The sequence below is a fragment of the Mycolicibacterium sp. TUM20985 genome, from assembly GCF_030295745.1.
Classification (GTDB): Bacteria; Actinomycetota; Actinomycetes; order Mycobacteriales; family Mycobacteriaceae; genus Mycobacterium.
Genome location: NZ_AP027291.1, coordinates 2,574,654 through 2,595,677, shown reverse-complemented (window position 1 = coordinate 2,595,677; position 21,024 = coordinate 2,574,654). Strand labels below are relative to the sequence as shown.

Here is a 21,024-nt window from a genome sequence, read left to right as displayed (position 1 = left end):
ACAGGCTCCGGGGCCCGTGCCATCACCGATGGCGAATACGCTCACCACATGCGTCAGGGGGTGAACGGGATGGTCGCGGCGACCGTCGGGCTCACCGCCATCCTGACCGGATGCGCGCCCACCACACCGACCCCAGCGCCGACGCCGACGCGTAGCCCGACCATCGCCATCGCGCCGCTGGCGATCGGGTCGGCCGCGACGCCGCCCGTGGCCACCGCGGGACCGGCCGACGCCGCGGCACTCTCGATCGGCCAGGCCGCCGTGGACACGACCGGCGGGTCGATTCCCGACGGTCAGACGGCATCCCCGTTCGACGACGCGAACCCCGTGGTCGGCCTGTTGGACCCCTTGCTGCGCAATGCCATTCAGGATGCCGCCCGCGCCGCCGCCACCGAAGGGGTTGACGTGAGGCTGACGTCGGGCTGGCGGTCGAAGGGTTTTCAGCGACGACTCTTCGACGAAGCCGTCGTGACCTACGGCAGCGTCGACGTCGCGAGTCAGTTCGTGGCGTCACCGGATGCGTCGATGCACGTGTTCGGCAGGGCGGTGGACGTCGGACCCGTCGCCGCGGACGAGTGGATGATCCGCAACGGCCCGAAGTTCGGGTTGTGCCAGATCTACGCCAACGAGATCTGGCACTTCGAGCTCGCCGTCGACGACCAGGGCAACTGCCCGCCGCTGAGACCCAACGCCGCCGGGTAGGCCCGATCAGCCTGTGACGATCGAATTTCCCTGTACGGAAACGGCCTTGGCCTCCAGCGGCTTCTTCGCAGGCCCCTGAGCCACGGTCCCGTCGAGATTGAACTCGCTGTTGTGGCAGGGGCAGACGATCTTCCCGTCGGTGATCTTGGAGACGTTGCAACCGGCGTGCGTGCACACCGACGAGAAGCCCTTGAAGTCACCTGCCGTCGCCTGGGTGATGACGACGTCGCCGACGATGACTCCCGACCCGACGGGGACGTCGGCGACCGCGGCCAGCGCGCCCGAGACCGATGGACTCGCCGAGCCGGTGGGTGCGGGTGGCTGGCTCGACGTCTCGGAACTGGCCTGCGGGGTGGTCGTGGACGACCCGCACGCGGCTACGGCGGTGGCGATCACACCGAGCCCAGCTCCGACGACGACCGCTCGGCGCGGCGGACGAACTTCTTCGAGCATTGGTGGGATCCTCGTGTCGGTAGGGGCGCAGGTCACTGCCCAGAAGCCTAGCTCGAACCGCCGGCTTCGGACCTGAATCGCGAGACCGGCTCGTACAGTGGTCAATTCGGCCCGTTCGGGAACCACACGGCGTTGCGGACGTGCCCGGGCCGAAGCAACGCTGTTACCCTGCCATGAGCCGGTGGCGGGTCACCGACCCGCACGGCTGGCGGACGCAACGGCGCGGATCACACGCGAAGAGAACAGCAGAGTCACGAAAAGAGTGTTGTGCGCAGCGGAGAGATCAGGGCCCTGTCCGGCCTGCGCATCGTGGCCGCGCTGTGGGTCGTCCTGTTCCACTTCCGGCCCCTGCTCGAGATGGCTTCGCCACCGCTGTATGACTCACTGAAGCCGATTCTGGACTGCGGCGCACAGGGCGTCGACCTGTTCTTCATCCTCAGCGGCTTCGTCCTGACCTGGAATTACCTCGATCGCATGGGGGACTCGTGGTCGACGAGGAGCACGATGCACTTCCTGTGGCTGCGGCTCGCCAGGGTGTGGCCGCTGTACCTGTTCACCATGCATCTCGCCGCGTTGTGGATCGTCTTCACGCTGAACGTCGGAGACTTCCCGTCGCCCGAGGCGAGCACGCTCACGGCGGTGACCTACCTACGCCAGCTGTTCATGGTGCAACTCTGGTTCCAGCCGTTCTTCGACGGCTCGAGCTGGGACGGCCCCGCGTGGTCCATCAGCGCCGAGTGGCTCGCCTACCTCCTGTTCGGGTTGCTGGTGCTCGCGGTGTTCAGGATCCAGCGGGCGACGCGGGCCCGGGGTCTGCTGCTCCTCGCCGTCGCGGTATCTCTGCCGCCGATGTTGCTGCTAGTGGGTTCGGGGGGACAGTTCTACACCCCGTGGAGCTGGCTACCGCGCATCGTCCTGCAATTCACCGCGGGCGCGCTGGCCTGTGCCGCCGTGCGGAAGCTGCGACCCACCGAACGCGCCCAGCGCGGTGCCGGTCTCGCCTCGGTGCTGCTGCTCGCCACGATCGTCGGGGCGCTCTACTGGTTCCAAGCGCATCCCATCCCGTCCATTCGCGACGACTTCGGCCTCGTCGGTGTGCTGTTCATGCCGTTGATCGTGACGTTGGCGATCGGGTCCGGCACGCTGCCGGCCCTGTTGTCGACCCGGGCTCTGGTCTACGGGGGACAGGTGTCATTCGGCCTCTACATGGTGCACGAACTGGTCCACACCTCGTGGCTGTGGATCATGGCGCAGTACGAGATCACCATGGTGCCGAGCATCAACGCGAAGCTGGTGTTCGTCGGGCTGATCGTCGTCGCCGTCGTCCTGGCGATCCTGTTGTTTCACTTCGTGGAGGAGCCCGCCCGCATGTGGATGAGGCGGATGGTCGGTGAACGCCGGACCCCGGTCGAGGTCGCACACACGCCGCTCTCCGACCCGGCCGGCGACGTCCTGAAGTCCATCGCCGGCCCAGGTGAGGACCGGCCCAAGACCCTGCGGGCGGGATGATGCGCACGATGGGTACTCGTCTGGCCACCTTCGTCACGTCGGTCGCCCTGCTTGTCGGATTGCTGCTCCACGCGCCGTCGACCCGGGTGACGCAGTACCACGCCCTGACCGCAGGCGCTCCGCTCAGCCGCGTGGCCGTCGTCGGTGACTCCTATACCAATGGCACCGCGATCGGCGGTCAGGGCGGCAACGCTTGGCCCGTGCGGGCGTGGCGGACCCTGGCGCGCCAGGGCGTGCCGGTCAACGCCGACGTGGCCGCCGAGGGCCGGGCCGGCTACGGGGCACGCGGCGACCAGGGCAACCTCTTCGGCGATCTCGTTCCGCGGGCCGTCAAACCCGACGACGCCCTGGTGGTGTTCTACGGCTCGCGCAATGACCAGGGCATCGACCCGAACGCGCTCAGCGGGCAGATCTTCAACGCGTTCTCCCTCGCGCACGGCATCGCACCGACCGCGCGACTCCTCGTCATCGGACCGCCGTGGCCGACGGCCGACGTCCCGCCGGCCGTCCTGCAGATCCGCGACATCCTGGCGTTCCAGTCCGTACTGGCGGGAGCCACGTTCATCGACCCGATCGCCGAGCGGTGGTTCGTCGACCGGCCCGACCTGATCGGACCGGACGGTGTGCACCCGACGGATGCCGGCCACGTGTACATGGCGGACATGATCGCGCCGCTCATCGGTGGTCAGTTGCCGCGCCGGGTCTGACTACTTGGTGCCGAAGATGCGGTCGCCGGCATCGCCGAGCCCCGGCAGGATGTAGCCGTGTTCGTCGAGTTGGCGATCGACGGCCGCCGTGTAGATCGGCACGTCCGGGTGCGCCGTCCGCATCGCCGCCACCCCCTCGGGACAGGTCAGCAGGCATACGAACTTGATCGACTTGGGGCCGCACTCCTTGAGCCGATCCACGGCCGCGACCGCCGAATTGCCCGTAGCCAGCATGGGATCGACGATCACGACGTCGCGCTCGTGGAGGTCGCCGGGCATCTTGAAGTAGTACTCGACGGCGACGAGCGTCTTCGGGTCGCGGTACAGCCCGATGTGGCCCACCCGGGCGCTCGGCACCACGTCCAACATGCCGTCGAGAATGCCGGTGCCCGCGCGCAGGATTGACACGAAGACCAATTTCTTGCCGTCGATCACCCGCCCCGTCATGGTCTCCAGCGGCGTCTCGATCTCGATGTCGTGCAAGGGAACGTCGCGGAGCACCTCGTAGGCCAACAGCGTGGCGATCTCGTTGACGAGTTGTCGAAAGGTCTTCGTGGAGGACTCCTTCCGACGCAGCAGCGTGAGTTTGTGCTGTATCAGTGGATGGTCGATCAGATGCAGGCCGTCCATGTCGTCGCTCATGCCATCCCCTCAGAAGACCGTGCCGTCGCTGACGATGACCAACGGCGGCAGACCACCCCGGAGCCGCTGCGCCAGCACGCGACCGGCCGCCCAGGTACCCCCTTCGAGCACACACGCCAGCGGCATGTGTTCGGCGTCGACGCCGAGATCGTCACGGACCGCGGGCGCCAGTTCGTCGAGTAGGGCGACCGTGAGGGCCCGCCATTCGACGATTGGTTCGTCACCCACCGCCCATGGAGTCGTCAGCCATCGTGGATCGCGCATGCGGAGCACGCCGGTGTCCAGCAGCAGCCCACCGTTGCGATACTCGGGGAGCGCGGTCAGCGAGTCCAGACCCACCACGCGGACACCGGCCCATGCGAACGGCTCGAGCAGCGAATAGGTCAGCCACTGCGACAGCTTGTGGAAGGGCATCCAGCCCGCGCTGAGGCCGGGTCCGGGGACCGCCGCGTGACGCCAGCAGTCGCCGAGCGGCTGCCCGCCAATGACGTTGTCCGCCAACCAGATCCCGGACAGCGTGTCGAGCAGCAGCGATAGGACGTCGTGGGCGTCGATGGTTGCCGGACCAGTCCCGGGCAGCAGCCGGTCGAACAGGTCACCGGGGCGGCCGAGCGGACCGAAGACCTCGGGCTGCGCGGCCAGCGCCCGGCCCAGCCGGTGCAGCAGCTGCACCCGGCCGTCGATGCCGACCAACGGATTGCCGGGCCCGACCTGGAACGCTTCGGCGAGCCGTGCGGGAGTCAGGTTCAGCAGGCCCACGGCGTCGACCCGCAGCGGTGCGTCGGCGGCACTCGAGAACAGCCCGTCGACGAAGGCGTTCCAGCTGGCCGCGGCCAACCCCTCGGACCGGTCGAAACGCCGGCCACTGGCCGCCTCGTCGTAATGCCAGTCGGGGCCTGCGCCTGCGTCGAGGAGGACGCTGACCACCACCAGATCGATCATCGCCCGCGCACGCGCCCCGGCATCGGGTGCCGTGAGTCGCGTCTCCAACTCGGTCTTGCGGTCGATACCGCCTGCCTCGAAGTGCCGCCATCGACTGTGGAACGGAATGTGCAGATCCGGATAGCGACGACGGGTCGCCTCGACGACCTCGGCCACCGCGACCGGCAGTGCGGAGTCGTCGACGTCGAAGTACGCCGATCCGCCGGCGCGCGCCCGCCGCAGCAGGTGGTTGGCGCGCTCGCGAACGGCAGCGGTCGTTCGCAGCAAAGCCATTGCGCCATCGGCTTTCTCGGCGTTCTGAGCGCCCGTGGTGCCGAGGGTCATCCGCTCAGCCCGCGGCCCTTCGCCTTTTTCAGCTCCGCACCGTCGGGGACGGGTCCCGGGGTGAAGTAACCGGCGGCCATCTTGGCGTCGATCTCGACGCGTGCATCGGCCGGCACCAGTTCGTCGGGGATGTTGACGCGCTCGCCGACCTCGATGCCCGACCCCGTGATGGCGTCGTACTTCATGTTGCTCATCGACACCAGGCGGTGGATCTTGCGAACGCCGAACCAGTGCAGCACGTCCGGCATCAGCTCCTGAAAGCGCATGTCCTGCACGCCCGCAACACATTCCGTCCGCGCGAAGTACTGATCAGCGGTGTCGCCGCCGACTTGGCGCTTGCGGGCGTTGTAGACCAGGAACTTCGTGACCTCGCCGAGGGCGCGCCCCTCCTTGCGCGAGTAGGCCACCAATCCGACGCCGCCGCGCTGGGCGCCGAGGATGCACTCCTCGATGGCGTGCGTGAGATACGGCCGGCAGGTGCAGATGTCGGAGCCGAACACGTCCGAACCGTTGCACTCGTCGTGGACGCGCGCCGTCAGCTCGACCGACGGATCCGCCAGATCGGTGGGATTCCCGAAGACGTAGACGGTCTGCCCGCCGATGGGGGGAAGGAATACCTCGAGATCCGAACGGGTGACGAGCTCGGGGTACATCCCGCCGGTCTCCTCGAACAGGACCCGGCGCAGATCGGTCTCGGTGCAGTCGAACCGCTGCGCCACCCCCGGCAGATACCAGACCGGCTCGATCGCCGCCTTGGTCACCAGTGCCGCGCCACTGGGCAGCAGCACCGTGCCGTCGGGGACGAGCCTGCCGTGGCGTACGGCGTCGACGATCTCGGGCAGGATGACGTGCGCCTTCGTGACGGCGATGGACGGGCGCATGTCGTGACCGGCGGCGAGTTCGTCGGCGAACACCTCGGCGACCGTGGCTCCCCACGGATCCAGGCTGACGATCTTGCCGGGCTCGCTCCACTGCGGATGGGGGCCGATGACGTCGGTCGGCGCGGTATCGGTGAGGTCTGCCTTGTGCTCACGGGACAGCGCGCCCGCGGCGATGGCCAGCGCCCGGTACACACCGTAGGAACCGCTGTGCGTGCCGATCACGTTGCGGTGCGCCCGCTTGGTGGTGGTTCCGATCACCGGTCCGCGCTCGGTCGCCGTTGGGGCGTACCACGTGATCTGGAGCGCGCCGACTCCGCCGCTGTGCGAGGTCAATCGGATGTGTCCGGCAGCGGACTTCGACACGGCGGGGGAGTTCGCGGCATCTGCGTCGGCAGTCACTCCTCGCTCCTCGCTCGTCGGGGTTGCTGGCGATCCAGCCGAGAGGCGCCAGCTTAGCGACTTGGCGGTCAACGCGTTCGTCGGCCGCGATCTGTGCGAGCCGGGCTACGCGCCGACGGTGGTCAGGCAGAAGGGATGCCCGGCAGGGTCGGAGATGTCCAAGTGCATCTGCTGCACTGGCCTCGCTCCGGCCAGCTCGGCTCGACATAGCCGTCGATCCGCGTCATCGCCAGCGTGTGGATACCGTCGGGTGTCATGGTCACGAGAGCGACGACCCTGCCACACGTGCCCGACGATGCACCGACACGGCGTAGTCACCCCCGTCATAAGGGGTGCGATCCCATGTCGCCCAACGATTCTCGAGCGTCAACCCGGCAGCGGCGGTGTACTGGTCGTACTCCTCGAGCGGCAGGCGGTCCGGCCAGATCGAGAAGCCGGCCACCAGCCGGCCGCCCGGCGCCAGGGCAGCCGCCAGTCCGCCGACCACGAGCGCTTCGGTGCCCGGGTCGAGGAAGATCATCACGTTGCCCGCAAGCAGGACGACGTCGACGGAGGAGAACGAGGCGCCCGGCGGCTCGGCGAGATCGCCATGCAGCCAGGTGAGCTCCGGCGCCTTGGCGCGCGCGGTGTCGAGCATGTCGGGATCGGCGTCGATGCCGACGACGTCATGGCCCCGGCGGGCCAGTTCGATCGCGACTCGCCCGGTTCCGCACCCGGCGTCGAGGACCCGCCGTCCACCCGTCGCCCTCAAGAGGTCGTCGACGAGGTCGGCCTCACCGTGGATGCCTTCGCCGGCCTCGGCGAGCCGTGCCCACCGCGCGTCGTAGTCGTCACCACGGGGCGCATCGGTGTGCTGCCATCGCGTGCTCACCCCCGACATCCTTCCAGCGGTGAGCGGGGTGGGGAACATTGAGTACGCGGGGGCGTCCACACGCCGGGCCGCCGTCCCGGGGAATCCGACTAACATCGAGCTGTGACCGTCCGGCGCATCGACGTCGAATATGCCTTCGACGACCCCGACGAGGGGTGGTTCGGCATGGCACAGCCAGCCGACGAAGCCCCGGTGCGACCGCCCGAGCCAGTCCAGCCAGTCGAGCCAGTGGCGACTCACCCCGACGACGGCGGCGAGGACACCGACCGGTGGTTCGTGGCGGACATGATCGCCGCCGCGCCGGTCGCGCCCGAACCTGCTCGGCGCGAAGACCCGCCACGTGCCGACGTCGAGGACCGGCCGGTTTCAAGTTCCATCGCCGCGACGCTGAACATCGTGCCCACGCGCCGCAGCGGCTTCGTCGCCGCCGCCCCCAAGCCGTCGTGGGAATCCCGTCTCTCCAACAGCGGTGCCTGGGATTTCAAGGCGCGGTCCGGCGGTTCGCGGTCCCGGTCGAGGTCGGTCCTGATCGCTGCGGCGATCGCCGCGGGCATCCTCGCCGTCGTCGGAGCGGTCGTCGTGCTGCGCGGCCCGGGCCCCGCCGTCGAGGAGTCGACGCCAACGGCCACGACCGAGTCCGCCAAACCGGCCGCGCCAACCACGTCGGCGGCGCCCCTGCCACCATCGGCCGCGCCACTGCCCCCACCACCGCCGGGACCGCCACCTCCGCCACCTCCCACGGCTGAGCAGCTCAAGCCACCCGCCACGCGGCAGTACACGCCGCAGTACCGAACCCCCAACGATCCACCGAAGAAGCCGCAGACCAACGTGACGCGGGCGCCGTTGAGCGCAACGCCGCCACCGCCGCCGCGCGACACCGACAAGGGCCGGGCGACGCCCGGGCAGTCGGGCAGTCATGGCTTCTTCGGCTGACGACCCGCACGGCTTACCAACCCGGAGGCTCCCGATCGGTTGGACTACCGATCTGGCGGTGCTTGCGCACATGGGTTCCACCGTCGAGGATCGCGGCGATCACCTCGTCGTCCGTACTCCCCGCAACCCCGACTTCCATTGGGGCAATTGCATCTTCGTCACCGATAGCCAGGCGGTCGACGATGCGGACCGCTGGGTGCGGACCTTCCGGAGCGCCGTGCCGGACGCCGACTGGATCGCGATCGGACTCGCCCAGATGCCCGCGAACCCGCAGGCGTGGGCGACCTGCGGGCTGGAGTTGGAACTGGACGACGTGTTGGCGACGGCGGTTCTGCCAAAACAGACGACGCCACCCGTCGGATACGACGTCCACGCCCTCGTTGGCGCCGACTGGGAGCAGGTCATCACCCGTGCGGTCTCCGAGGGCACCCACGAACGGTTCGCGACGGCCCGTGCCAACGCTCAGCGCGACCTGGTCGACCACGACGTCGCCCAGTTCGTCGGCGCGTTCTTCGAGAGCCGATTGGTCGCCGAACTGGGGATCGTCGACTGCGGCGGCACGGCGCGCTACCAGAACGTCGGCACCGCGCTTGAACACCGGGGCCGGGGGATTGCGTCCCACCTGCTCGGCGTCGCGGCCAGCTGGGCCGCCTCGCGCGGATGCACCGAATGGGTCATCGTCACCGAGGCGGTCAATCCGGCCGGCCGCGTGTACCGCAGGGCCGGATTCGAAGTCGTCGCCCCGAGCGTGCAGGCGTACCGGGCGCCCGCCGACCTGATGCTTCGCTAGCTTTGTGCTTGATGAAGGCATTTATCGACTTCGACACCGCACCGGTCTTCGGCATCCCCACCAGCGACGGGTCCGGTGTCCGCGAGGGCATGCTGCTCGAGGGCCCGCAAGCATGGGGTGAGTTCAGTCCGCCGCCCGACTCCGATGACCGCGAGACGGCGCGGTGGCTGACCGCGGCCATGGAGGGTGGAACCGTCGGGTGGCCAGACCCGGTGCGGGGCCGGATCGCGATCGCCGTGGCCGTGCCCGCGGTCGATCCCGCCGAGACCCACCGCATCGTCGTGGACTCGGGGTGCCTGACCGCCGACGTCACCGTCACCGCTACGCCGGACTCCTTGGCCGCTGATCTCGCGCGGGTGGAAGCCGTTCGGGAGGCGCTCGGTCCGCGGGGTTCAATTCGATTCCACACCAATAAGATTCACGACGTCGACGACGCCGTCCTGGCCATTGCGCGGCTGGCAAAGGCCGCCGGCGCGCTCGAGTTCGTCGCGGCACCGTGGCGCACGCCCGACGAGCTGGCCGCCGTCCGCCGCGGGCTGGACGTTCCGGTCGCCGCGAGCGCGTGGCTGGCCGACGGGGCGGACGTCGCGATCCTGCGGAGCGGGCCGCTCGGCGGCGTGCGGCGCGCGTTGCGGCTGGCTGAGCGCCTCGAGCGGCCATGCGTGGTGTCGTCCTCCAACGAGACCAGCATCGGCCTGGCCTCCGGCCTCGCACTGGCGGGCGCGCTGCCCGAACTCCCCTTCGCCTGCGGGCTCGGCACCATCACCCTGCTGACCGGGGACGTCGTGGCGGAGCGCCGCTCACTGCGCCCCGTGGCCGGCTACCTACCGGTCGCGCCGATGGCCGCCGAGCCGGCACCGGAGTTCCTGGCGCGGTACGCCCTGACCGATCGGGGCCGCATCGATTGGTGGCGTCGTCGGCTACAGGTGGTCGTCGGTTAGAGGTGATCGTCGGTTAGAGGTGGTTGTCGGCGATCCATTGGGCGGCCCGCTTGACCAGGCCTGACTGCGGGTACCGGACGTGTGAGGTGAAATCCCGGCCTAGTGAGCAGATCGGGTCGTTGGTGTTGCACATGTCGGCGGTCTTGGGTCCGTAGAGCGCGCTGAGCGTCGTCAGGGGCTGCCCCAGCCGCGCCGAGGGATTACCGAAGACGGCGACGGCACTGACGTGGTCGGCCATCGTGGGAGGCATCGGGGTCTTGAACCCGAGCCCCGCGATGGGGGATGTCGTCACGACGTCCATGACCGCAGCACCCTGCGAGTAGCCGCCGAGGACGATCTTGGTCTTGGGACAGTTCTTCGCCGTCGCCTGCACGCGGGCGCTGGCGTCGTTGGCACCCGTCGCAACGCCCAGGAAGTCGTAGGACGCGGGGTACTTCACGGCGTAGGAACGAATCGAATCGCCCTTCACCAGCGGTTTCAGCGCGTCGACGAGAGCCTGGCCGACGACGCCGATCCCCGGCGGCTCGTCGGTTCCGCGGGCGAACACCACCTCGATGTCGGGGCAGTCGGCCGCCGCTGCCGCGGGCGCCGCCACCACGGCCGGCGTGGCGGCAGTCAGCACGAGAACCGCACCGGCGACCGCACATCGGCGCGTGGCACTAGCTGAGACGTTCAAGGCCGCTCCTTGACCTGAAGGGGTTGGGTGGGGCAATGCCGATCACATACCCAATCGTCACTCCCGTCACTCTGTTACCAGGTTACCGTCTGATCCCAGATGTCGGCGTCGCGCAGCGTCGCCACCGGACTTTCGGGATGGTTCAGTAGGCGTCATGACCTCGGAGGCCGATTCCGCTCCCGACATCGCCGCCGTAGACGAGCTGCGGTTCCTCGCCGACGCCCTCCGGCGCCTCGACCGCGCCGCGGCCGCCGCGCAGTTCGGCGACGACGCGCTGCGCCGGGTGGTCGAGGACGCCTGGGCCGAACTGGCAGCGGTGCACGAGACCGTCCACGACATCGCCGCGACCGCGGCGTCGGATGGCTGGCGCGAGCGCGCTACCGACTACCAGCGGGACGCCGAGCTGACGCGGGCACAGGTCGAGTCACCGGAACGGGCCCGCGCGAACGCCGTCGTGGCCGTGGCGCTCGCCAGGGCCGCCGTCGCCGAGGCGATCCTCGCCGTCACCCGGGCGGACGGTACGGACATCGACGGGGTCGGCGCGAGGCCGACGAAACGCCTCGCCGTGCTGCGCGTCGCGCCAGTGTCCGGCGCGGGGAGGCGCATCATCGACGAGAATCGGCATGTGGTCGCCGACAAGCCCCGCGACATCCTCGTCCGATTGCTCATCACGTTGGGCATCAGCCTGTCGCTGGTCACCTTCTACCACTTCAGCGGCTGGACGAGGTACGACGACGTCGGCCGGCTCTCGCTCTACTTGTTCTCGGCGGTGGTCGGGAGTGTCGTGTGCACCAATGCTCTGTGTTTCGAGGCGCAGCGGGTGCGCGACGCGATGTCGCACGGCGTACGAATCTGGCAGATCCTGGTCACCAAGAACCTCGCCATGGCGGCGCTGGTGACCGTGGCCGCGCTGCCCGTCATCGTCTTCCTGACCTTCGCCGAGGAAGGCAACCCCATCGCAATGGGAGATCAGCTGATCACGATGGTGTTCATCTGGCTGGGCGTCGGCAACGTGCTGTCGGTGCTGTATCCCCTTCGGCACGAGCCGATTTCGGCGCGTCTGAACGATGGCACATGGCAGCCCTTCCTCTTCTCGTTCGCCCTGTCCTACGGCGTCGGACTGACCGTGAACCTGATGATCTTCTGGCGTCTGTGGTCACGCCAGACGGCCTCGACCGAATTGGTCGGCGGACAATGGGCGGCCTTTCTGCTGGTGCTGGCCAGCGCGGTGACCAGCTGGGTTCTGCTCACCGTCTTTGCGGTGACCTGCAGCCGCGAGCCGCGGATCCGCCGCATCCTGTCGCGTGAGATGGTCGTCTACCGCGGCCCGAAATCGGGTGCATCGGGGTCCGGTAACGCGAAGTTTTGATCCGGCACGGGGTGGGCAACCAACGCGTCTCCGGGCGGGTGTCGCCCACCCGGCACGGACCGAAGGGGTGGCGTTCCAATGAGCAACCGAGCACCGTCGACCAATCAGGCGTCGAAATCGAAGACGCCCGAGGGCGCGTTGGGCACCAGTCTGAAACCGCGTCACATCACGATGATCTCGATAGCCGGAGTGATCGGGGCGGGCCTGTTCGTCGGTTCGGCGAACGCCATCAAGGAGGCCGGTCCCGCCGTCCTCATCTCCTATTTCCTGGCGGGCAGCCTCGTCGTACTGGTGATGCGCATGCTGGGGGAGATGGCCACGGCCAATCCCGACACTGGTTCGTTCTCCGTCTACTCCGAACGCGCACTGGGCGGGTGGGCCGGTTTCTCCACCGGTTGGCTGTACTGGTGGTTCTGGGTGCTCGTCATCCCGGTCGAGGCAACGGCGGCGGCCTCGATCCTGTCCGACCTGGTGGGCTGGCCCCAGTGGTTCTGGGCACTCGCCGTCACGCTGCTGCTCACGGCGACGAACCTCATCAGCGTTGGCAACTACGGCGAGTTCGAGTTCTGGTTCGCCCTCATCAAAGTCGTTGCCATCGTGGCGTTCATCGGGATTGGCGCCGCGGCGATCTTCGGCCTGATTCCCGACTCGGAAGTCAGCGGCATCCACAACCTCTGGGAGCCAGACGGGTTCATGCCCAACGGGTTCGGTGCGGTGATCGCCGGCATGCTGGTCACGATGTTCTCGTTCATGGGCACCGAGATCGTCACCATCGCGGCCGCCGAGTCACCCGATCCGACCACCGGTATCAGCAAGGCCGTGAACTCGGTGATATGGCGCATCTCCCTGTTCTACATCGGGTCGATCTTCGTGATCGTCGCGCTCATGCCGTACGACAAGCTGGCGAACGGTTCGTATCAGTCCACGCTCGAGGCCATCGGCATTCCCGGCTCCAAGATCGTCATGGACCTGGTCATCCTGACGGCGGTGGCGTCCTGCCTGAACTCGTCGCTGTACACGGCCTCCCGCATGTTGTTCTCCCTCGGTCAACGTGGGGACGCGCCGCGGTCGGTCAGCAAGCTGACCGGCAACGGTGTGCCGTGGGTGGCCGTACTGGCGTCGATGGTCGTGGGCTTCATAGCGGTCGCCGGTAACTACGTGCTGCCGGAGAAGATCTTTGGCTATCTCCTCGCCACCAGTGGCGCCGTGGCGCTCTTCGTCTACCTCGCGATCGCGGTCAGCCAGTTCGTGCTGGGCCGCAAGATGCGTGCCGAGGGGGAGCGGGCGCCGGTCAAGATGTGGTTGTTCCCGTATCTCACCGTCGCGGTGATCGTGGCGATCGTCGCCGTTCTAGTGCTGATGGCGTTCGATCCCGATCAACAGCAGGCAATCTTCCTGTCGTTGATATCGGCCGTGTTCATCGTCGTGGCGGGCGTGGTGGTGCACCGCCGCGACCATCGCGGGGCCGATGCCGGTTCGTCCTGAGTGCGCGCTGAACCTCGCTCCACGACATCGGCATTCATCGAAGATGTGGTTTCGAGGAGCTCATGGGGTGGTACCCGACTGGCATGAGAAAGCACCTCCTGACACAGTTCCTGGTGGCCGGCGCCGGTGCGACGGCCATCGCGTTCGCCCCCCTGGCTGGGGCCAATCCACCACCACCCTGCGGCGTCGAAGGCACGCCTGCCTGCGTTGACGCCGGGCCCGATGGCGCTGGCGCGGCAGTGCCCGGCGCAGGCGCTGTCGCTGGACCCGATGGGGCAGCGGCCACCGTTCCCGGCGCGGGTGTGCAGGCCGGTCCCGACGGCACCGAGGCAACGGTTCCCGGCGCGGGTGCCGCCACCAGTCCCGACGGCGCCAGCGCGTACGTGCCCGGAGGCAGCGCCACGGCCGGGCCCGGCGGTGCCAGCTTCTGCGTCCCGAACTTCTGCGCCAACGCCGGGTAGCGCCGGTAAATCGAATACGGGGATCCCCCGGGGTGATCGACGATCGCCCCGGGGGATCCTTGCGTCAAGTCACCGCCTGTTGACACAGCTCCCTAGGGGCCCTACCGTCGCAAGTCATCAACTGTTGACATGTGCACCGTAGGGAGCCACCGTGACGCACGCGGGACCGCGACGCTCGTTCTTGCACGAGATCGCCCGCCTGGCCATCGCCGCACCGCGGCGCTTGGTCGTCATCGCGACGCTGGTGACGGTCGCCGGAGGCCCTTGCCATAACCATGGTTACGGCGGGCCGCACGGTGCTATTCTCGGCAACGATCGTTCGCCTATGCCGGGTCGCGACGGTGGCGTTCGCCGCGGCGGCCGCCCTCATCGTCACCCCCGCGGTCATCGTATCGCTCGGGGATCGCTTGAACGCCTTGAAGATTCGTGGACCATTTCGCCGCTCCGCCGCGGCGTACCGGGTGTTCGGACTCGGCCTCACGCTGGCCGTGCTGACCGACGCCACGCTGGTGGGGATGATCCTGATGCCGGCGTTCAAGCGCGTGCTGGGGGAGTGGAATTCGTGGGCCCCAGGGCGGCTCACACGTCGAAACCACCGCCTCGGCCTCAACCACTACGCCGGAGCGACCACCGTCGCCCGCTCCGGCCAACACATCCGTGAACCATTCGGTACCGAATGCCGTATCTAGAACGAGGAGGGTGACATGAGTGTGATCGCCGCCGTACGGGGACAACTCCCATCGCACCGCTACACCCAGGCCCAGGTGACCGAGGCACTGCTGGCCATCCCGGGATACGCGGAGTACGCCGACCCCATCCGCAAGCTGCACCAGAGCGCGAAGGTCGACAGCAGGCACATGGTGCTTCCCATCGAGGAATACGCCGCGCTCGACGACTTCGGCGCGGCCAATGACCTCTTCATCGAGCACGCCGTCGAGCTGGGGTGTGCAGCGTTGCTGGGGGCGCTCGACGAGGCCGGCCTGCAACCGTCCGACGTCGACGTCATCTACTCGACGACGGTCACCGGTCTAGCGGTGCCGACCCTGGAGGCCCGCATCGCCGGCAAGATCGGCCTGCGACCCGACGTCCGCCGGGTGCCGATGTTCGGGCTCGGCTGCGTGGCGGGGGCAGCGGGCGTGGCGCGACTCCACGATTACCTGCGTGGTGCACCCGACGACGTCGCCGTCCTGGTGGCCGTGGAACTGTGCTCGCTGATACCCAAACGCGATCCGTCGATGGCCACCGTCGTGGGCAGCAGCCTGTTCGGCGACGGGGCGGCCGCCGTGGTGGCCGTCGGCGACCGCCGCGCCGACGACGTGGATGCGTCCGGCCCCGAGGTGCTCGACTCACGGAGTCATCTGTATCCGGATTCGCAGCGCACGATGGGGTGGGACATCGACTCCAGCGGCTTCCGCCTGGTCCTCTCACCCGACGTGGCCAGGGTCGTCGAACGCCATCTCGGCGACGACGTCAGGAATTTCCTTGCGGCACATGACATGAGCATCGAGGACGTCGGTACGTGGGTGAGCCATCCCGGCGGACCCAAGGTCATCGAGGCCATCACCGCCACGCTCGGACTCTCCGATGACGCGTTGGAGCTGACGTGGCGTTCCCTCGCCGAGGTGGGCAACATGTCCTCGGCGTCGGTGTTGCACGTGCTGCGCGACACCATCGCCAAACGCCCCGAACCGGGCACACCGGGAATGATGATGGCAATGGGTCCGGGCTTCTGCTCCGAACTCGTTCTGCTGCGTTGGCGCTGAGAAATGATCTGGTATTCGCTGCTCATCGGGGTCATCGCCGTCGAGCGCGTTGGAGAACTCGTTGTCTCCCAACGGAATCGGGCCTGGAGCCGCCTCAACGGCGGCATGGAGTTCGGAGCCGGCCACTATCCCGCCATGGTCACGTTGCACGTCGGGCTGCTCGTCTGCTGCGTGGTCGAGCCACTGGTCCTGCACCGACCGTTCATCCCGGCGCTCGGCTGGCCGATGCTGGCCATCGTCGTCGGCGCCCAGATCCTGCGCTGGTGGTGCATCACCGCGCTCGGACCGCAATGGAACACCCGGGTCATCGTCGTCCCGGGGGCGAATCGCATCACCGGTGGTCCGTACCGCCTGTTCGCGCATCCGAACTACGTCGCGGTCGTGGTCGAAGGCATCGCGCTACCCCTGGTACACACCGCCTGGCTGACCGCCTGCGCGTTCACGGTGCTCAACGCCGCACTGCTGCGGACCAGGATCAAGGTGGAGAACACCGCGCTCGCGAGCCTGTCGTGATCGACCTGCTGATCGCCGGTGGCGGACCGGCGGGCCTCGTGACCGCGTTGTACGGCGCGAGGGCCGGGCTCGAGGTGGTCGTCGTCGAACGCCGCCACGGAGCGCTCGACAAGGCGTGCGGTGAGGGCATGATGCCGCACACCCTCGCCCACCTCGAACGCCTCGGCGTCGCCCCGAAAGGCTCTGCACTACAAGGAATCAGCTATCTCGACGGACGCCGGCGCGTGAACGCCACCTTTCGCGCGGGCGCCGGTCTCGGAGTGCGCAGGACGGTGCTGCACACCGCCCTGCGCGATGCCGCCGACGCCGCGGGCGTCCGGTTCGTGCACGGTGACGTCGGCGAGGTGTCGCAGGACTCGGCGTCGGTGCGGATGGGGGACCTGCGCGCCAGATACCTCGCGGCAGCGGACGGGTTGCACTCACCCCTGCGGCGCGCCCTGGGGCTGGAGCAGGCCAGTCGGGGCCCGCGGCGGTGGGGGATCCGACGCCACCTCGAGATCGCGCCGTGGACGGACTCCGTCGAAGTGCACTGGGCGCCCGGTGCCGAGGCGTACGTGACGCCGGTCGCCGAAGACTGCGTCGGCATCGCCATCCTCAGCTCGACCCGCAGCGGTTTCGACGGCCACCTCGAGCATTTCCCCGAGCTCGTGGAGCGGGTTCACGGTCATGCCCATGGACCCGACCGGGCCGCAGGTCCGCTGCGCCAGAAGGCCCGCAGCCGGACGGCGGGGCGGGTGATGCTGGTCGGTGACGCCGCGGGGTACATCGACGCGTTGACGGGCGAGGGGCTGGGGTTGGCGTTCGGTGGAGCACGACTGCTGGTGGACTGCGTACTCGCCGATCGGCCCGACGCCTACGACCGTCGCTGGCGCCGGGAGACCCTTCGCTACCGCGTTCTGACCGCCGCCCTGGTCGAGGCGGTCGGCCATGCGCGGATCCGGGCCAGGATCGTTCCCGCTGCCGCCGCCCTGCCCACCGTCTTCGCGACCGCGGTCAACCAATTGGCGTACTGACCGCGAGACTTTCGGCGGCACTTGGCAGACTGTCCCCATGGCACAGATAACGATGCGCGGAAATCCCATCAACACGGTTGGCGAACTGCCTGCGGTCGGATCGCCCGCACCCGCGTTCACCCTCACCGGCACCGACCTGGGCGCCGTCACCAACGAGCAGTTCAACGGGAAGAGCGTGCTGCTGAACATCTTTCCGTCGGTCGACACGCCGGTGTGCGCCAACAGCGTGCGGACGTTCAACGAGCGGGCCGCCTCGAACGGCATCTCGGTCCTGTGCGTGTCGAACGATCTGCCGTTCGCGCAGAGCCGGTTCTGTGGCGCCGAGGGCATCGAGAACGTCACGACGGCCTCCGGGTTCCGTGACAGCTTCGGCCAGGACTACGGCATCGCGATCGCCGATGGACCCTTCGCGGGTCTGCTCGGTCGCGCGGTCGTGGTGATCGGCGCTGACGGCAACGTCACGTACTCCGAACTGGTGCCCGAGATCGGGCAGGAGCCGGACTACGACGCGGCGCTCGCCGCGCTGAGCTGAGGCAAGGGGCGTTCAGGCCGACGTCAGGGACTTCTCGTCCTCGTCGGCGAACGTCTCCTCGAGCTGCAGCGGCGAGTAGTCGAGGTCGATCTCACTGACCGGCCTGCCCCTGGCGCTGCTGATGGTGCCGAACCGACGCATCCCCTTGTCGCTGGCGTACTGCATGAACTCGTCCATCTCGAGGCCGAACGGGACCTCGTCGTAGAGTGCGAAGGACTCCTGGGTGTTGGCCAGCGCCAAGGGCATCAGCTCGTTCATCCGGGTCTCGAAGACCGACCAGTTCGCGTCGTCGGCGGCGACGTGGCGCCGGCACGTAAAGGTGCCCCACGCCATGTGGCGTCGCTCGTCGTCACCGATGCGACGGACCAGTTCCTGCATGCCGGGAAGGATGCCGCGGCTCACGCAGATCTTGTGCCACGCATAGTATCCCGTCAGCGCCAACATGCCCTCGATCACGTGGTTGTAGGTCGCGGACGCGCGCACCTGAGCGGCGGGAGAGGGATCCGTCGACAGCGTGCCGAGTGACTCCGGGAGCTCCTCGTAGAAGATCTTCCGGTAGGCCGGAAGATCGTCGAGGTAGTGGTGCAGGTCCTCGGTGATCCCGACGGCGTCGAGCCAGAGGCGGAACACCTGGGTGTGCTTGGCCTCCTCGAACGCGAACTGGGTGAGGTACATCTCGTCGCCGAGGCGCCCCTCGGCTCGCATGGCCGACATGAACGGCTGGATGTCCTCGGTGACGGCCTCCTCACCGGCGATGAACTCGGCACACAGCCGGGTGGCGTAGTCGCGCTCGACCTCCGACAGCGACTCCCAGTCCTCGCGATCCCGGGTGAAGTCGATGTCGGCCGGATCCCAGAACTTGGCGTTACCGCCGGCGAAGAGCTTCAGCGGCAGGCTGTCCCAGTTCAGCCCGCCCTTGGCGAGCGACCCGAGTCGTGTGCGTGTCATGGCGAAGACCTCCCAATCACGGGGCTGACGGGGTCCGATGGACTCCTACTTGGATCGTCCTCCGTCTGACCGCCGGAGTCATGCGAACCCGGAATTCGTCACCGGTTGGCTCACACCGGCCAGTCCTCGCGGCGATGGGCGGCGTCGAAGAACATCCACTCGTAACGCGCCGTCGTCACGAAGTGGGCGCGGGCGGCGAGCTCCTCGGCCGGGTTCAGCTCGGTGCCGATGCGGTCGGTGAGCTCGAGCACCCGGGCCACCGTCTCGCCGAAGTCCTCGCCGCCGTAGCTGTCGATCCAGCTTTGGAACCGCGGATCGGGGGAGCCGCGGTCCGCGAGCGCGGTGCCGACCCGCGCGTAGATCCAGTAGCAGGGCAGGATCGCGGCCAGACCCTCGGCGAAACTTCCGCCGTAGGTGGTGGCCAGAAGATAGCTGTTGTACGCCTGCGTGGTCGGCATGATCCGCGCACCGCCCACCGTGGCCGGATCGAGACCGAGGGCGGGCAGCAGCGTGTCGTGCAGGCTGAGCTCGACGTCGAACACCTCGGCGGCGTGGCGCGCGAACATCGCCGTGTCCGCCAAGGTGGGCGCCTTGGCGCCGACGATCGCCAACGCCCGCGCGTAGTCCCGCAGGTAGTGCACGTCCTGTGCGACGTAGTGGGCGAAGGCGCCCGCGTCCAGGGTGCCGTCGGTCAGACCGGTGACGAAGGGATGGGCGAGGATCGCTGCGAACGTCGGTTCGATGTCGTTCCAGAGTCGATCCGACCAGGTGCGGGGTTGCGTGCTCATGACACGAAACCTACCGGGCGCCGATCCTCGGCGGCACCAACGCATTTGGGGCCCTGTCCGGCCGCGCCCGTCACCGTTCGGTCACGGTATGGCGGCTCATTGGCGTTGAGCGACTCTGCAATTGGATCGTCGACGTTGAGAGGTAGTAGAAAGTGCACTGTTGGCTCGACGAGAAATGGAAGACCGATGAAACGCCTCTATGCCCTAGCGATCAGCCTGGCTCTGCTGGCGGTGACGCCTGGACTGGCCACCGCCGACCCGTACACGCGGCCCGCACGCAACCAGCAGGCCGTCGATCTGGTGATCACCCGAGCCCTCTCGCAACGTGGCATCCCGTTCTCCTACGGTGGCGGCGACGCCAGCGGCCCCACCCTCGGCAGTGGCTCGAGGAGCGGCGACGAGCTCGCCACCGAACAACTCGCGAACACGCCAGATCCCCGCGGCGGCATCTTCGGCGGCGCACCGGGTTCGACGATCATCGGCACGGCCCCGGCCCTGACCCCGGCGCCGGCCGCCAGCGTCGTCGGTTTCGACGCCTCGGGCATCGTCGTCTACGCCTACGCGGGCGCTGGCATCAAGCTGCCGCGCTCGTCCGGCGAGCAGTACAAGGTGGCCCAGAAGGTGGCGCCGAGCCAGGCCCTTCCCGGCGACCTCATCTTCTACGGTGTCGACGGCGCGCAGAGCGTCGCCTTGTTCATCGGCAACGGCCAGATGGTGGAGGCCACCGACCCCGTCGTCAAGGTCTCCCCGGTGCGCACCAACAACATGACCCCGTACCTGGGCCGCATCATCGCGTGATGCTCAGGCGGGCCAGCGCTTCGCTAGTTCGTGCGGTGCCCACGCGGGCCACGACGGCGCACCGATCACGTTGCCGCCGCTGAGCTGGGCGACGATGCGCGGGCCTCGGTGGCCGCTGCCGTCGTAGACGACGGCGGTGTCGCAGCGGGCGACGGCCTCGGCGACGTGCGACCACAGCCGGCGGTACCGTTCGCGGATCTTGTCCGGCGGCACGGCGTGCCCACCCGCCTGCACCCGGTAGGCGACCCGCTCGACCGCGAGGTCCTCGGGAATCATCAACGCGTGCAACGCGATCGTGTAGCCCGCGGTGTGGGCAGTCGCGATGAGCTCGAGTTTCGATGGGTGCGAGAAGACGGTCTCGGCGATGAACGACACGTGCGAGTCGATGAGCGCCGACCGGGTGTCGGCCGCGATCCTGGCGGCGTCATAGGCGTGTGACGCGGGCTCGTCGGGCCAGCGTTGCCTGGCGATCTCGTCGGCGTTGACGAAGACACTTCTCGGCAGGAGCGGCGCGAGGGTCAACTCCACGAACGTCGACTTGCCCGCGCCGTTCGGACCGACCACCAGGTCGAGACGGTTCACAC

The 21,024-nt window shown here is 68.4% G+C and carries 24 protein-coding genes; 15 read left to right on the top strand and 9 right to left on the bottom strand.

The window, feature by feature from the left end; all coding sequences use genetic code 11:
- Positions 1-48 precede the first annotated feature (48 nt).
- Entirely contained in the window at positions 49-702 is a 654-nt protein-coding gene (locus tag QUE68_RS12780; protein WP_284226450.1) for a M15 family metallopeptidase, read from the top strand.
- 6 nt (positions 703-708) lie between these two features.
- On the opposite strand, the gene QUE68_RS12775 is transcribed toward QUE68_RS12780, so the two are convergent.
- Positions 709-1,155: a Rieske (2Fe-2S) protein gene (locus tag QUE68_RS12775; protein ID WP_284236099.1), complete on the bottom strand. Its 447-nt coding sequence runs from the start codon at positions 1,153-1,155 to the stop codon at positions 709-711.
- 267 nt (positions 1,156-1,422) lie between these two features.
- On the opposite strand from QUE68_RS12775, the gene QUE68_RS12770 reads away from it, so the two are divergent.
- Together QUE68_RS12770 and QUE68_RS12765 are read left to right on the top strand one after the other, a co-directional pair.
- Entirely contained in the window at positions 1,423-2,664 is a 1,242-nt protein-coding gene (locus tag QUE68_RS12770) for an acyltransferase family protein (protein WP_284236100.1), read from the top strand.
- 8 nt (positions 2,665-2,672) lie between these two features.
- Positions 2,673-3,371, top strand: a complete 699-nt coding sequence (locus QUE68_RS12765; protein ID WP_286275687.1) for an Rv0518 family GDSL lipase — start codon at positions 2,673-2,675, stop codon at positions 3,369-3,371.
- Here QUE68_RS12765 and upp read toward each other — a convergent pair whose 3' ends face one another.
- The 4 genes from upp to QUE68_RS12745 all read right to left on the bottom strand — a co-directional run bounded on the left by upp (position 3,372) and on the right by QUE68_RS12745 (position 7,430).
- Positions 3,372-4,001, bottom strand: a complete 630-nt coding sequence (gene upp, locus QUE68_RS12760; RefSeq protein WP_284230902.1) for a uracil phosphoribosyltransferase — start codon at positions 3,999-4,001, stop codon at positions 3,372-3,374.
- A 21-nt stretch (positions 4,002-4,022) separates the two neighbouring features.
- The gene (locus QUE68_RS12755; protein ID WP_284234170.1) at positions 4,023-5,279 is read right to left on the bottom strand and encodes a URC4/urg3 family protein; all 1,257 of its coding nucleotides are present in this window, start codon (positions 5,277-5,279) and stop codon (positions 4,023-4,025) included.
- The gene (locus QUE68_RS12750; protein WP_284226443.1) at positions 5,276-6,559 is read right to left on the bottom strand and encodes a GTP cyclohydrolase II; all 1,284 of its coding nucleotides are present in this window, start codon (positions 6,557-6,559) and stop codon (positions 5,276-5,278) included. The genes QUE68_RS12755 and QUE68_RS12750 overlap by 4 nt, the downstream gene beginning before the upstream one ends.
- Positions 6,560-6,818: 259 nt before the next feature.
- Complete coding sequence (locus QUE68_RS12745; RefSeq protein ID WP_284234168.1) at positions 6,819-7,430, bottom strand: class I SAM-dependent methyltransferase; 612 nt, start codon at positions 7,428-7,430, stop codon at positions 6,819-6,821.
- A 102-nt stretch (positions 7,431-7,532) separates the two neighbouring features.
- Between QUE68_RS12745 and QUE68_RS12740 the strand changes: the two genes are divergently transcribed.
- The 3 genes from QUE68_RS12740 to QUE68_RS12730 all read left to right on the top strand — a co-directional run bounded on the left by QUE68_RS12740 (position 7,533) and on the right by QUE68_RS12730 (position 10,094).
- Positions 7,533-8,363, top strand: coding sequence for a hypothetical protein (locus QUE68_RS12740; protein ID WP_284234166.1), 831 nt, complete (start codon positions 7,533-7,535; stop codon positions 8,361-8,363).
- A 70-nt stretch (positions 8,364-8,433) separates the two neighbouring features.
- Positions 8,434-9,153: a GNAT family N-acetyltransferase gene (locus QUE68_RS12735; RefSeq protein ID WP_284234163.1), complete on the top strand. Its 720-nt coding sequence runs from the start codon at positions 8,434-8,436 to the stop codon at positions 9,151-9,153.
- 11 nt (positions 9,154-9,164) lie between these two features.
- On the top strand, positions 9,165-10,094 hold the full coding sequence (locus QUE68_RS12730; RefSeq protein ID WP_284234161.1) for an enolase C-terminal domain-like protein: 930 nt from the start codon (positions 9,165-9,167) through the stop codon (positions 10,092-10,094).
- A 13-nt stretch (positions 10,095-10,107) separates the two neighbouring features.
- On the opposite strand, the gene QUE68_RS12725 is transcribed toward QUE68_RS12730, so the two are convergent.
- Complete coding sequence (locus tag QUE68_RS12725) at positions 10,108-10,770, bottom strand: cutinase family protein (protein ID WP_454786441.1); 663 nt, start codon at positions 10,768-10,770, stop codon at positions 10,108-10,110.
- A 154-nt stretch (positions 10,771-10,924) separates the two neighbouring features.
- Here QUE68_RS12725 and QUE68_RS12720 point away from each other — a divergent pair, with 154 nt between their 5' ends.
- From QUE68_RS12720 to tpx, 8 genes are all read left to right on the top strand, one after another.
- Positions 10,925-12,139 (top strand): ABC transporter permease, encoded by a 1,215-nt coding sequence (locus QUE68_RS12720; RefSeq protein WP_284234159.1) that lies wholly within the window; start codon positions 10,925-10,927, stop codon positions 12,137-12,139.
- A gap of 78 nt (positions 12,140-12,217) precedes the next feature.
- Positions 12,218-13,624: an amino acid permease gene (locus QUE68_RS12715; protein ID WP_284226434.1), complete on the top strand. Its 1,407-nt coding sequence runs from the start codon at positions 12,218-12,220 to the stop codon at positions 13,622-13,624.
- 83 nt (positions 13,625-13,707) lie between these two features.
- Positions 13,708-14,085, top strand: a complete 378-nt coding sequence (locus QUE68_RS12710; RefSeq protein ID WP_284234157.1) for a hypothetical protein — start codon at positions 13,708-13,710, stop codon at positions 14,083-14,085.
- A 341-nt stretch (positions 14,086-14,426) separates the two neighbouring features.
- Positions 14,427-14,774 carry a hypothetical protein gene (locus QUE68_RS12705; protein WP_349816890.1) on the top strand — a complete coding sequence of 116 codons (348 nt, stop codon included), beginning with the start codon at positions 14,427-14,429 and terminating at the stop codon, positions 14,772-14,774.
- A 15-nt stretch (positions 14,775-14,789) separates the two neighbouring features.
- Positions 14,790-15,848 carry a type III polyketide synthase gene (locus tag QUE68_RS12700; RefSeq protein WP_284234155.1) on the top strand — a complete coding sequence of 353 codons (1,059 nt, stop codon included), beginning with the start codon at positions 14,790-14,792 and terminating at the stop codon, positions 15,846-15,848.
- Positions 15,849-15,851: 3 nt separating this feature from the next.
- A complete protein-coding gene (locus QUE68_RS12695) occupies positions 15,852-16,361 on the top strand; it encodes an isoprenylcysteine carboxyl methyltransferase family protein (RefSeq protein ID WP_284234153.1) in 510 nt (169 codons plus the stop codon).
- Positions 16,358-17,374, top strand: coding sequence for an NAD(P)/FAD-dependent oxidoreductase (locus QUE68_RS12690; protein WP_284234151.1), 1,017 nt, complete (start codon positions 16,358-16,360; stop codon positions 17,372-17,374). The genes QUE68_RS12695 and QUE68_RS12690 overlap by 4 nt, the downstream gene beginning before the upstream one ends.
- Before the next feature lie 37 nt (positions 17,375-17,411).
- Positions 17,412-17,906: a thiol peroxidase gene (tpx, locus tag QUE68_RS12685; protein WP_284234149.1), complete on the top strand. Its 495-nt coding sequence runs from the start codon at positions 17,412-17,414 to the stop codon at positions 17,904-17,906.
- Positions 17,907-17,918: 12 nt separating this feature from the next.
- Here the strand turns inward: tpx and QUE68_RS12680 are convergent, their stop codons facing one another.
- Entirely contained in the window at positions 17,919-18,854 is a 936-nt protein-coding gene (locus QUE68_RS12680) for a R2-like ligand-binding oxidase (protein ID WP_286275686.1), read from the bottom strand.
- 110 nt (positions 18,855-18,964) lie between these two features.
- On the bottom strand, positions 18,965-19,642 hold the full coding sequence (gene tenA / locus QUE68_RS12675) for a thiaminase II (protein WP_286275685.1): 678 nt from the start codon (positions 19,640-19,642) through the stop codon (positions 18,965-18,967).
- Positions 19,643-19,828: 186 nt separating this feature from the next.
- On the opposite strand from tenA, the gene ripD reads away from it, so the two are divergent.
- Complete coding sequence (gene ripD, locus QUE68_RS12670) at positions 19,829-20,440, top strand: NlpC/P60 family peptidoglycan-binding protein RipD (protein WP_286275684.1); 612 nt, start codon at positions 19,829-19,831, stop codon at positions 20,438-20,440.
- Between the two features lie 3 nt (positions 20,441-20,443).
- On the opposite strand, the gene QUE68_RS12665 is transcribed toward ripD, so the two are convergent.
- Positions 20,444-21,022, bottom strand: a complete 579-nt coding sequence (locus tag QUE68_RS12665) for a zeta toxin family protein (protein WP_286275683.1) — start codon at positions 21,020-21,022, stop codon at positions 20,444-20,446.
- Positions 21,023-21,024: the final 2 nt, after the last annotated feature.